Below are 12,741 nucleotides of genomic sequence, written 5' to 3' on the forward strand. Positions count from 1 at the left end.
AAATAGTCATAGTCTCCCCTTAATCTTTTGTTGCTTTGGCGCGATCGATTGTTGAGATGTAACCAACAGCCCAAAAAATGGGCATATGCCAAAAAGTTGCGTCGGCTCTAGAGGCGCAATTCTTCGAGCACAGTTTTACGATTGGGGGAACAATGAGATTTAAACACTTAGCCTGTGCGATGTCCGTTGCATTTACCGGAGTCGGCGCGAATAACGCGTATGCACTCGACCTTTATATGGACAGCAAGACCAAGCAAATTTACGCAGAACCCGGTCCGGGGCGCGTACGACTCGGCAACTTTGAAAGAGTCGACGAAGAAGCGACCGAAGAACCCAAAACGCCTAAGAAAGCCGCAAATTCCAAGGGGGACGGCGACCAGATTAGAGCCGTAGAGGCACGCCTTAATAAAAAAATCGATGCTTTAGCCAATAAGCCCAAAGCTCCGGATGACGCCAAGGTCACTCTTGGCGCAAAGGGACTTCAGTTTCAATCGAACGACGGAAACTTCAAATTCGCCATCAACGGGCGCCTCCATGCGGACGCCGCCATCCAGTCCGGCGACAAGTTTGTAACTTATAACGACAACGATCCTAGTAACGGAAGCTTCGATCCTGCCGACGAAGAAGCGACAAAGAGAGATCTCGACTCCGGCACCGAACTCCGCCGTGTCCGTATCGAGGTCGCCGGCCAGTTCTTCAACGACTGGAAATTCAAGCTGCAACCGGACTATGCCGACGAGCAAGTCAGACTCAAGGACGCGTTCGTAAAATACACCGGTTTCGACTGGGGCGAATGGACCATCGGCCAAAGCAAGCAACCGTACAGCTTTCAGCAGATGATGAGTTCCAACGACATGCCGTTTATGGAACGTTCGTTGGAGTATGCTTTCACCGATGTTTCTGTGAACCGTGCGATTGGCCTCCGCTATGATCATTACGGTCGCACATGGACCGCCGCAGCTGGCATTTATGGCGATACGGCAACACGGCAAGCTGACAGCGCGGCGGACGACGAAGGCTGGGGCGCGTCGGGGCGCGCTACTTGGGCTCCCTGGTTTAAACCGGGCGAGCTGTTCCATGTCGGCGCTTCTGCCGCTTACCGAGTACCGCAGCAGGGCGACAAAACCGTTCGGTATCGCAATCGCCCCACTCACATCGATCACTTCTATCCGATCGATACCGGGAATATCGGAAATATCGACGATGAGGTGTTTTTCAACGCCGAGGCAACGGGCGCCTACGGCCCCGTTTCGTTCGAAAGCGAATATAACGTGGCCTATTTGCAACGGAACGGGGATGGAACCGAAGACGCCAAGTTCGACGGTTGGCACTTCGACGTGATGTATAGCCTGACCGGCGAATCGCGGGCCGCCGCCTACGATCCGAAAGATGCCGTCATTAAGCGTTTAACGCCCAATCGAAACTTTGACTTGGCCGGCGGCTGGGGCGCCTGGGAACTCAAAGGCCGCATTTCGCAAGTCAACATGAACAAGATCGGTACGCCCGGCGAACGTGGCGGACGCGAGACAGCGGCGACCCTCGGCGTCAACTGGTATCTGAATCCGTGGTTCCGGTTGATGCTGGACTACACCCATGTGATCGATATAGATCTCGGCACCGCCGGGACAAGTCGAGCACTTCTCGAAGGGGATCCGTCAGATCTCGACACGGTTCAGATGCGTGGCTCCCTGGCCTTCTAAACGAGCCATTTAGCTCATCTGTCAAACCGAGAACCCCGCGAAAGCGGGGTTCGTCTTTGATACGCCGCAGATACCTGCTCCAAAGCATGCCACCTGACCGGCGCAGCTGTGCTTGCTTGCTTTACATTGTTATGATTTCTAAGGCTTTTCAATGTCATAACTTACCCCGCAGCGGTAGCCTTATCCAAAATCTAACAGGGAACACTGTTTCATGGAATTCAAGGATTATTACAAGATCATGGGTGTATCCAGAGACGCCTCGCAAGAGGATATAAAGCGAGCCTATCGCAAGCTCGCCCGCAAATATCATCCAGACGTCAGCAAGGAACGTAATGCCGAGGAGCGCTTCAAGGAACTTGGCGAGGCTTATGAAGTTTTGAAAGACCCGGAAAAGCGCGCGGCTTACGATCAAATCGCGGCCGGTCGCCAGCACGGCGAACGTTTTACGCCTCCACCCGACTGGGCATTTGACTTCGACTTTGGTGGTGGCGGTTTTACGGGGAGCGACGCAAGCGGATTTAGCGATTTTTTCGACAGCCTATTCGGCCGGGCTACGCGAGGCGGGCGGCGAGAACCCCGTAGCGGCTGGACCGGACCTCTATCTGGCCAGGATCAATATGCCAACATTTACATCAGCCTCGACGAGGCATTCTCGGGAGGGACTCAAACGGTTACTCTTGCGAGCCCGGAAATCGATGCAAAAGGCAGGGTTGTTAACAAGACCCGCACCTTAAACGTCAAGATACCGAAAGGCGTCAAAGAAGGACAACGCATTCGCCTGTCCGGGCAGGGCGGATCGGGTCGGCTGGGCGGCACGGCGGGTGATCTTTATCTGGAAATACGATTTAAGCCTCATCCATTCTTTCGCGCCGAAGGCGCGGATATCTCGCTGGAGTTGCCAGTAACGCCCTGGGAGGCCGCTCTCGGACTTTCGGTTCCCACACCGACGTTAGGCGGCAAAGTCGAACTCAAGCTCCCTCCTAACTCTCAAAGTGGGCAGAGGCTGCGCTTAAAAGGCCGCGGGCTGCCCTGCACTCCACCAGGAGATCAAATTGTAACTCTGCGCATCGTGATTCCGGAGGCCACAACCGCGGAGGCCAAGTCTCTCTATAGAAAGATGGCCGAGGTCATGCCGATGAATCCACGGGCGCATATGGGAGCGTGAACATGACGAATCGGACCGCTACCTCCTCGTCCGGTATGGTATTGGACGAAACGATTAAACTATCTCTGGTAGATGTATGCGAGGCATGCAGAGTCGACGCGGAATCCATTTTTGAAATGGTTAACGAAGGAATTGTCGATCCAGAAGGCTCGGAGCCGATGAATTGGCAATTCAATACCGCCGCGTTACGGCGCTTGCAAACGGCGTTACATCTGCAACGCGATCTCGGGGTTAACCTGCCCGGCGCGGCACTGGCATTGGATTTACTCGAAGAACTCGAGGCTTTACGCCGGCGCGCGCTGTAAGTGACATTTTAGGGCCTTCTATGAACACGCTGAACCACATACACCACGGTCTACACCATACTTTGCATTCGCTTGCCGAAGGCTGGTCTGCCTTGAAACAACGAGCGTCCCATGCACTCACGCGCTTTACACTTCGCGAGCCTCCTCACGAAGGGGGAAAATTGACGCAGGGAGCGTCGCGATGGGGTTTATTGCCAGCGGAAGTGCGGGAGGAGAATGATCGGATTACGATCGATATAGAAATCCCGGGAATGGAGGCCGACGATTTCGAAATACAAATCCTCGAAGATCAGCTAATCGTCCGGGGCGAAAAGCGAAATGCGCACGAGGGAAGCATTGGCGAACGTTATTTTCTGTTGGAACGAGCCTATGGTTTTTTTGAGCGGGTCATACATCTGCCTGCCGAGATTGACCAGGACAACATAAAGGCGCGTTACCGGCGCGGAGTTTTATCGATTTCGTTGCCCAAATCCAGCCATAACCATTCGCAACGGATAACGGTGACTACAGCATCAAAAGCATACCAATCAGTTTCGCACTACTACCGGCGTGCAAAAATTCAGGGAACATGAGGTTTGTTTGACGCAAGCGTATCCTGCAACGCCAGCCCTAAGGTGTTATACAAAAACTTAAAGTCCTGGCCCTGAAAACGCTTGGGAATCACCCGCTGACTCCCCAGCATCAACTCCGCCATTTCGCCGGCACCCAGCCTGAGAAGCCATGCCGGAACGGTTAGTAGCGCGGGCCGTCTCAAAACGTTTGCCAAACATTGAGTAAACTCATCGTTGCGCACCGGTTCAGGTGCCGTTAGGTTGAACGCTCCGTCGAGAGCCGGCGACTCCAATAAATACTGAGTCATCGCAACGTGATCGTTTATGTGAACCCAAGACATCCATTGCTTACCATCGCCAAGCCGCGCACCTAACCCAAGCTTGAACGGAAGCAGCATTTTTTGCAGAAATCCGCCATTCTTGCCGATGACCAATCCGGTCCGAAGCAGGCATACCCGAACGCCGTATTCCCTTGCACTTAATGCGACACGCTCCCATGCCTCGCATAGTTCTTGGCCGAACTCGCCCCGTACCGGGGGCGAATTTTCATCAAGGATTTCGTTCCCCTGATCACCGTAGACTCCAACCGCTGATCCGCTGATAAGCACCGTCGGCTTGGAATTGGCATTACGGATCGCGTCGATGAGATGCTCGGTCAGGGTGACTCGACTATTCCATAGAATTTGTTTTCGTTGCTCACTCCAACGGGGGCCGATAATGGGTTCTCCCGCTAAATTGATCACAGCGTCGAAATGTTGATCCGACGTCCATTCGGCTAAACTTTTCAGCGCGACCACTCCGATCCCGCACTTTCCGGGCACTGTCTCAGGCTTTCGACTAAGCACGGTCAACTGATGACCTGCGCCAAGCAGTGCTTTACATAAGCTCCTGCCGATAAACCCAGTTCCGCCAGTGATGAATATTCGCATATTTCCTCCCCCTCCCTTGGCAAGGATGTAAACAACCCCTTATTTCCTATCGACGAACTGCTTTCCCAGAGGGCGCGAGCTTCGCACCCGAAAAACAGCTCTCGTAGAAAAAGAGGGCAAGCAATTATAACGGGTGGTGGATTTGGGGCACCAGAATCGATTGGTTTCGGGAATGGCTAGGCTATTTGCCCAGCTAGACGAGCGGTGGAGGAGAAGTCTTACGAGGAAGTGGCAAGGATAGGATTGTTAACTAAGATTAAAAACTTATAAGGTAACGCCTATGCTTGCCACATTTGGTGGCCTATTTCTTGTCGTCGTCGCTGAAAACCCAACGGACGAAGAAGACGGCAGCAGCTATAACTACGATAGTGACCACCATACCCATCGGGGTTCTCATTTTTTCAACTAAATCTAGTATGGCTCCCATTTCTTAACCTACCTTATTTGGTTTTATCGAAAATCTTAATAGCAGAACAATGCTATCGCGCCGGTTATCTTACCGTCTGAGCTAGCGCTGTCAAGTCGCTGGACGTCTGTCACGAGCGGCCCAACGGATCGATCCGTTAATCGTAGCAACAAAAACGGTACGTAAACCAGCCGCGCCTTTATGATTCAGTGACACAAAAAAACCTGGATGAAGAAACCTTCATCCAGGTTAATATCGGTGCCTTTAAAGGCTAAAAGCTAATTATTAAAAGCTACTGCCGCTTCGTACAAAGGGCAGAAAGACTTATCAAAAATAAAAATTAAAGGCTCGGGGATACGGTGGTCGAGATCTTCTGTTTGTCACCGTCAGGAGAGTTACCGCAAGCAATCACTCCCAGAGCTACCATGACCAAGCTGATAACGCATGCCAATTTTTTCATAAGATCCTCCTCAATTTCCAAAGCTTTAAGATTTTTTAGTTGGTAGTGCATGTAGCACGGAATCTTTTATAAAGAAGATTTCCCGAAAATGCAAGGGGCAGAAAGGGCGGAACGTTTGAACCCACGCACCCGCCTAGCACGGGCAGAAAACACGAGGTACCGATTGGATCATTCAGAGAAAAAGCACTTCCAGCCCGGCGGAGACGGAAGCATCCTGATTACCAGTCACATCGCCTCGTACCTGATCGAGCCCGATGAAATCGAACAAATTGCGATCCGCAAGCTGAGATAGCGCTATATTCTGCAGCGCTGTAAAAATAGTTTCCAAGCGCCCTGGGAACTGCTTTTCCCATGACTGCAGCATTTCCTTCATCGCCTTACGCTGCAAATTTTCCTGCGAGCCGCAGAGGTTACACGGGATAATCGGAAACGCTTTGATGCGCGCGTATTCTTCAATATCCTTTTCCCGGCAGTACGCAAGTGGCCGAATAACGATATGGCGCCGATCATCGCTCAACAGTTTGGGCGGCATTGCCTTAAGGGTGCCGCCGTAAAACAGGTTGAGAAAGAAGGTTTCAAGGATATCGTCGCGATGGTGACCCAACGCGATCTTGGTAATGCCGTGCTCAGCGGCATATCGGTAAAGCAACCCGCGTCGTAATCTGGAACACAAACCGCATGTCGTCTTGCCCTCCGGTACTACCCGCTTGACGATGCTGTAGGTATCCTGCTCAATGATATGGTAAGGAATCCCGCGACCGGCGAGATACTCCGGCAGCACGTGCTCGGGAAATCCCGGCTGCTTCTGATCCAGATTAACAGCAATGATGTCGAACTGAACCGGGGCATTCAGCCGAAGACTGAGCAGGACATCCAGAAGCGTGTAGGAATCCTTTCCTCCCGAGAGGCAAACCATCACCTTGTCGCCGTCCTCGATCATTCGATAGTCGGCGATGGCCTCGCCGACTAAACGGCGCAATCTCTTTTGCAGCTTATTGAATTCGTAACGCTGCTTTTCGGTCAGAGCGCCTGCCGCCCTATCCACCATAACGCCCGAAGATCAAACTAGCATTAGTCCCGCCAAACCCGAAGCTGTTCGACATGACCGTGTCGATGCGGGCATCGTCGATCCGCTTCCGCACGATGGGAACGCCTTCCGCGCCCGGGTCCAGCGTTTCGATATTGGCCGAAGCGGAAATGAAACCGCCATTCATCATCAATAAGGAATAAATCGCTTCGTGCACGCCCGCAGCGCCCAAAGCATGGCCTGTCAACGACTTTGTCGAACTAATGGGCGGAACCTCATCGCCGAAAACGGATTTCACGGCCTGCAGCTCTTTAATATCGCCGATCGGCGTGCTCGTTCCATGCGCATTGATGTAATCGATCTTGTTGCGCACACTTTCCATGGCTTGCCTCATGCAACGCGCAGCCCCCTCGCCGGAAGGCTGCACCATGTCGAAACCGTCGGAGGTCGCGCCGTATCCGATAAGCTCGCCGTAAATCTTGGCTCCACGGGCCTTGGCATGCTCCAGCTCCTCAAGAACCAGTACCCCGCCGCCTCCCGAAATAACGAATCCGTCCCGGTCGGCATCATAGGGACGCGATGCAATCTCGGGCCTGTCGTTATATTGCGAAGACAACGCTCCCATCGCATCGAAGAGCACGGTCATCGTCCAATGCACTTCCTCGCCGCCGCCGGCAAAAATGATGTCCTGCTTGCCCAGATGAATAAGTTCCGCCGCATTTCCTATGCAGTGGGCACTGGTCGCGCATGCGGAACTGATGGAGTAATTGACCCCCTTGATCTTGAACGGCGTCGCGAGGCAGGCGGAATTGGTATTGGACATGGTCCTGGGCACCATATAAGGCCCAACTTTCTTAACGCCCTTCTCACGATAGTTGTCGAACGCAAGCAAGAGATTCGCCGTGGAAGGACCGCCCGACCCCATGATCAAGCCGGTTCTAGAATGCGATATTTCGGATTCGTCCAAGCCCGAATCGGCGATCGCCTCCTGCATGGCGAGGTAATTGTACGCTGCGCCATCTCCCATGAATCTGCGAATCTTGCGATCTATAAGATCGTCCAAATTCAGATCGATCGGACCGTAGACCTGACTGCGGAATGCCATCTCCCGGTATTCTTCGCTGGACCGAATACCCGAACGCCCCTGTCGCAGAGACTCGGTTACCTCCTGTTGATTGCTGCCTATGCTGGAAACGATACCGATGCCGGTTACAACAACGCGTCTCATATCTGTATAGCTCGCTCAGAACGCATCTGTAGAGGTAAACAGGCCGACCCGAAGATCGCTAGCCTCATAGATGACCTTGCCATCGCACTCCATTTCCGCGTCGGCAAACCCCATGACTAACTTGCGCATCATCACCCGCTTGAGATGAATACGGTAAGTCACAAGCTTATGATGCGGCAGTACCTGGCCGCGAAACTTGACCTCTCCCACGCCTAACGCGCGCCCGCGCCCTAACCCGCCCATCCAACCGAGGTAAAATCCGATCATCTGCCACATGGCGTCAAGGCCGAGACAGCCCGGCATCACAGGATCATTCTGAAAGTGGCAGGAAAAAAACCAAAGGTCCGGCGTTATATCCAACTCGGCGATGATCATACCTTTGTCGTAAAGCCCCTCATCGGAACTGATACGGGTGATGCGATCGAACATCAACATCGGAGGAAGCGGCAACTGGGCATTGCCGGGGCCGAACATTTCACCGCGTCCGCATTGAATCAATTCGTCCCGACTGTAACTGTGCTGTCTCTGTTGTAATCTAGATTCCTTAACAATCATAAAAGTGCCCGATATCGCTGTTGTTTTATGTTGCCTCTCGGCACCCACTGGTTACCGAGGGCGACCAGGCCGTACCAAAATTCCAAGCCGATTGCCAAACTTTATCGTGGGCGAAAATCCATTTATCGATGAGAACTTCCGGATAGCACCCTCGGAACGCACGAAAGTTTATTTCCCGTCAAGGCCTAGCAAAGAAAAGGCTTATTGTATCAGGAAAACATGAATTCCAGCAGCGTGCGGCAAAGTCGGTATTGAGACACCGTCATATTTCCCAACAAGAAATGAAATCTATCCACACGTCCGCCAACGCGGAATTCACAGCCGATGCTTTGGCCATCGGCCGTCATCTCGTCAAAGTTGGCCGACACAGAGAACACGGTTCGACATACCGGTCGGGTTATCATTCCCGGAAGCTGATCCAATCGGTGATGTGCTTTTATAGACCGGCCCGAGCCTACACGGGCTAGAATACCGAGCGTGTAAACGACAACGAGCAACCTTCGCGGGAAATCAGCCATGCAGGATCTACCGTCGATCGAAATTTTGCGCAGCTCACAGCCGCCACGGGATTTCTTTGGGTATTCCGGCGCAGACCTGCCACCCGCAAGATCCCACCGTCTCATGGTGTTTAGCTGTGCGTTCTTGCTTGCCTTCGTGACCGGCGCGACTTTTGTGTGGCTGCGCGAGCCGGTCTATGAGAGCACGGCCGCATTGCTTACGGTAGCGCCTACCGCCATAGACGAAGCAGAGGCGAAAGCCAGCGTCCAGCACGTTACTGTACAAAGCGAGATCCTGCTCGGCGTCCCTTTGCTTGAAGCAACTTTGAGAAACTTGAGAGCCGCCGATGACGCATCCGAATTGTCCGACTTGACTGTCGGCGATCTTCAGGCCTTGCTCTCGGTCGATGTCATAACCGAGACCAACATCGTTAAGCTGCACGCCAAAGGATCGAACCCCAAGGTTCTGGCTTCGGTCATTAACGCTTGGATCGATGCCTATCAAGCGCGCCGTGAACGACAGACCCGCGAAACGAAAGACGGCACCGCCACGGCCTTGCAGCTCGAATTTCAACAGCTCGCCCAAAAAATCGAGGCAAAGCGCTGGGAACTGGATCAATTTCGCCGTAAACACGGCATCGTTTCGAAAAACGACGCGGACAACCGCGCCATGGCCCGGCTTTCCGGTCTCAACACCGCACTCAACAAAGCCACCGAGGATGAGGTCAAAGCGAAAGCCCAGCTCGACGCCATCAAAGAGGCCATCGCCCGAGGCGAACCCGTGGTGCCGCCCAGCGATGAGCAAGGATTGGCGAATCTGGAAAAGAAAGCGCACGACCTGCGCCAGCAGCTCAAGGATTTGAAACGCCGTTACACGTCTCAATACCTTTCGCTACAGCCTCAGTTCAAGCTTATTCCGGAACAGCTCAAACAAACCGAAGACGAGATCAAGAAAAAGCTCGAATATGGGAAACAGAACGCATTGAGCGAAGCACAGCAGGCTTATGCGTCCGCTCAACAGACCGTCAGGGAAATACGCCGTCAAATCGAGGCGCATGAGCAGGAGGCGACCGAGTTCACAAGCCGTTTCGCCGAGCATGAGGCTATGCGCGCAAACCTCGAAAAGCTCGAAGAGGTTTACCGCGACGCCGAAATCCGGCTGGCACAGGTCGAAGCGAAACCTTACGAAAACCTCCCTCAACTCCAGGTCTTGGAACGGGGCTATGCCCCGGTTCGACCTATCTGGCCGAATTATTGGCGCGACAGCCGAATCGCCTTCGGCGGCAGCCTCGGCCTCGCCCTGATCACCGTGTGGCTTTACGAATACCTCACGCGCAGGGAAACCCCGCCGTCTGCGACAGTCTTACCCGATATCCACGTTTATTCGGTGCCGGAAAAGGTTTTGATTGAGCGTCGAATGACAACGCCGTCGGCACTTCCCGCGGAACAATTTCCCGCTTTGGAAAGCCCGATGATACGAGAACTGACCGAACCGGAGGCCCGCGTATTGCTGGAAGCGGCCAATCGCAAAGCCAAATGGACGATAGGCCTGCTTCTATCCGGCCTGAGCCTTGAGGAAATCGTGGAACTGCGTGCCGAGCAGTTCGAACACGCCGGTGATACGCTGCGTATCGACGGCAAAAATCCTAGGGCCGTGCCCATCCCTCGGCGCGTCAAACTTTGGTTGGCCGAAAGCGAAGACTTTCCCAACTTGGAAACAGACGACCCGGCATCGTTGATCGCCTGCGCGGTCGTCGATTCCGGCCTTGCGCAGCCCGAAACGATCGATGCATCCGCCCTGCGCCACACTTATATTAGTTATTTGGTCCGCCAAGGCATTCGGCTGTCCGAACTGGAGCGTATCGTCGGCCCGCTGCCGGCGAAAACGCTCGCTGGCTACGGACGCTTTTCTCCACCCGGTCCTGGATTGCCTGCCGAAAGCGTGCCGCTGATTTATCCCGCTCTTAGGGCCTAACGACTTAGAAATGGTTTCCGATTCCAGTCCTCAGAATTCCCACCGCTTCACCTGGGCTTATATCCGATCCGTCGCATTGGAGCACAAGCGCGAATTGTTCACCGCTCACCTGATCGCCGTGTTCGCGGCCTTGAGCGCGGTCCCCGTGCCTTTACTCATGCCGCTGCTGGTGGACGAGGTCTTGTTGAACAAGCCCGGCATGGCCGTCGGCCTGCTCGACCGGCTTTTTCCCGCCGAATGGCATGGGCCGGCCCTGTATATTTCGGCCATACTGGGGCTTACTTTGCTCCTGCGCCTGATCGCGGCGATCTTCAACGTGTGGCAGACGCGGCAGTTCAGCTTTATTGCCAAAGACACCATCTATCGCATCCGCTGCCGGCTGATCGGCAAGCTGCAGCGCATCTCCATGGCGGAATACGAAAATCTCGGCAGCGGCTCCGTCGTGACCCATCTGGTCACCGACCTCGATACGCTCGATACGTTCATCGGCACAACCGTCGCGCGCTTCGTGGTGGCGTTACTGTCCTTGACCGGCACCGCCGTCATTCTACTGTGGATGCATTGGCAGCTTGCGCTGTTCATCCTGTTCCTGAATCCAATCGTGATTTTTTTCACCAAATCGCTGGGAAAACGGGTAAAAAATCTGAAGCGCGAAGAAAATTCCGCGATCGGCGCCTTTCAGCTCGCACTCACCGAAACCCTGGATGCCATCCATCAAATCCGGGCCAGCAATCGGGAGAAGCACTACATGGGGCGGCTGATGGAAGCGGCACGGACGGTTCGCGAGAATTCGGCCGCCTACGCCTGGAAAAGCGACGCCGCCAACCGGGTCAGTTTTCTGGTCTTCCTGTTCGGGTTCGACGTCTTCCGCGCCTTGGCTTTTTTTATGGTGATCTACTCCGACCTCACCGTCGGCGAGATGATGGCGGTCTCGGGCTACCTGTGGTTCATGATGACCCCGGTGCAGGAGATTCTGGGAATACAGTACGCCTGGTTCGGCGCGAAGGCGGCGCTGGAGCGGATCAACCAATTGAATGACCTGAAGCAGGAGCCGAAGTACCCGCATCTGATCGATCCCTTCGAAAAGGATAGGAGAGTGGGCATCTTCATCGACGATCTTCACTTCGCCTATCCGAACGGCAACGAGGTTTTGCGCGGCATCTCCATGGACATCCGCCCCGGCGAGAAAGTCGCGTTGATCGGTGCAAGCGGCGGCGGCAAATCGACCTTGGTGCAAGTATTGATCGGCCTTTATCCCCCGACTTCGGGCATGGTCTATTTCAACGGCGCGCCTATGGACAAAATCGGGATGGACGTGATACGGGAACATGTGGTCACGGTATTGCAGCACCCGGTGCTGTTCAACGACACCGTCCGAGCCAACCTGACCCTGGGCCGTCCGGCGCCCGACGAAGCACTCTGGCGCGCGCTCGAAATCGCCCAACTCAGGGACGTGGTGGAAGACAGCCGCGACCGGCTGGATACCGTCGTCGGCCGGCTGGGCATGCGGCTTTCCGGTGGTCAGCGCCAAAGGCTGGCGATCGCCCGCATGATCCTGGCCGATCCCAAGGTGGTGATCCTCGACGAAGCGACCTCGGCCATCGACAATGAAACCGAGACCCGCTTGTACGAAGGTCTGGACGAATTCCTCGCGGACCGCACGACGATCATCGTCGCCCACCGCTTGAGCGCGATCAAACACGCCGACCGCATTTACGTGTTCGAGGACGGGCGCATTTGCGAGCAGGGCGATCATGAAACCCTGGTTTCCGGCAAAGGTTTGTACGCGCGGCTCTATGGCCAGAAACCCGCGGTGCGGCGCGCACGGGATCTATCGTTCACCTCCTAAGCCGTGCCCTACGGCTCGATTCGCCGGAGGGAAGCCGAAAATCGCCAGCCGTAAATCGGGTACAATACCCGGCTTTCCGGACTCAAACCTCGGG

10 protein-coding genes are annotated in these 12,741 nt (G+C 54.5%); 6 read left to right on the plus strand and 4 right to left on the minus strand.

Translation table 11 applies throughout. From position 1 onward, the window contains the following. The first annotated feature begins 152 nt into the window (after positions 1 to 152). From ACR2TX_RS05350 to ACR2TX_RS05365, 4 genes are all read left to right on the plus strand, one after another. Positions 153 to 1,700, plus strand: coding sequence for an OprO/OprP family phosphate-selective porin (locus ACR2TX_RS05350; RefSeq protein ID WP_166642736.1), 1,548 nt, complete (start codon positions 153 to 155; stop codon positions 1,698 to 1,700). A gap of 211 nt (positions 1,701 to 1,911) precedes the next feature. After that, positions 1,912 to 2,865 carry a DnaJ C-terminal domain-containing protein gene (locus ACR2TX_RS05355; RefSeq protein ID WP_156881346.1) on the plus strand — a complete coding sequence of 318 codons (954 nt, stop codon included), beginning with the start codon at positions 1,912 to 1,914 and terminating at the stop codon, positions 2,863 to 2,865. 35 nt (positions 2,866 to 2,900) lie between these two features. Next, on the plus strand, positions 2,901 to 3,170 hold the full coding sequence (locus ACR2TX_RS05360) for a chaperone modulator CbpM (protein WP_347257548.1): 270 nt from the start codon (positions 2,901 to 2,903) through the stop codon (positions 3,168 to 3,170). 20 nt (positions 3,171 to 3,190) lie between these two features. Further along, positions 3,191 to 3,742, plus strand: coding sequence for an Hsp20/alpha crystallin family protein (locus ACR2TX_RS05365; protein ID WP_434131477.1), 552 nt, complete (start codon positions 3,191 to 3,193; stop codon positions 3,740 to 3,742). Here ACR2TX_RS05365 and ACR2TX_RS05370 read toward each other — a convergent pair. The 4 genes from ACR2TX_RS05370 to fabA all read right to left on the minus strand — a co-directional run bounded on the left by ACR2TX_RS05370 (position 3,730) and on the right by fabA (position 8,326). Next, positions 3,730 to 4,650, minus strand: coding sequence for a TIGR01777 family oxidoreductase (locus ACR2TX_RS05370; RefSeq protein ID WP_077728141.1), 921 nt, complete (start codon positions 4,648 to 4,650; stop codon positions 3,730 to 3,732). The genes ACR2TX_RS05365 and ACR2TX_RS05370 overlap by 13 nt on opposite strands. A 1,038-nt stretch (positions 4,651 to 5,688) precedes the next feature. Beyond that, a complete protein-coding gene (ttcA, locus tag ACR2TX_RS05375; RefSeq protein WP_077728142.1) occupies positions 5,689 to 6,564 on the minus strand; it encodes a tRNA 2-thiocytidine(32) synthetase TtcA in 876 nt (291 codons plus the stop codon). Next, positions 6,554 to 7,771 carry a beta-ketoacyl-ACP synthase I gene (gene fabB, locus ACR2TX_RS05380; protein ID WP_077728143.1) on the minus strand — a complete coding sequence of 406 codons (1,218 nt, stop codon included), beginning with the start codon at positions 7,769 to 7,771 and terminating at the stop codon, positions 6,554 to 6,556. The genes ttcA and fabB overlap by 11 nt, the downstream gene beginning before the upstream one ends. Before the next feature lie 15 nt (positions 7,772 to 7,786). Next, on the minus strand, positions 7,787 to 8,326 hold the full coding sequence (gene fabA, locus ACR2TX_RS05385) for a 3-hydroxyacyl-[acyl-carrier-protein] dehydratase FabA (RefSeq protein WP_077728144.1): 540 nt from the start codon (positions 8,324 to 8,326) through the stop codon (positions 7,787 to 7,789). Between the two features lie 516 nt (positions 8,327 to 8,842). Here fabA and ACR2TX_RS05390 point away from each other — a divergent pair. Together ACR2TX_RS05390 and ACR2TX_RS05395 are read left to right on the plus strand one after the other, a co-directional pair. Continuing rightward, positions 8,843 to 10,798, plus strand: coding sequence for a GumC family protein (locus ACR2TX_RS05390; RefSeq protein ID WP_434131478.1), 1,956 nt, complete (start codon positions 8,843 to 8,845; stop codon positions 10,796 to 10,798). Positions 10,799 to 10,808: 10 nt separating this feature from the next. Beyond that, complete coding sequence (locus ACR2TX_RS05395) at positions 10,809 to 12,647, plus strand: ABC transporter ATP-binding protein (protein WP_086133214.1); 1,839 nt, start codon at positions 10,809 to 10,811, stop codon at positions 12,645 to 12,647. The last annotated feature ends 94 nt before the right edge of the window (positions 12,648 to 12,741 follow it).

Origin of the sequence: Methylocaldum sp. GT1BB (assembly GCF_051027545.1) — a bacterium.
Classification (GTDB): domain Bacteria; phylum Pseudomonadota; class Gammaproteobacteria; order Methylococcales; family Methylococcaceae; genus Methylocaldum.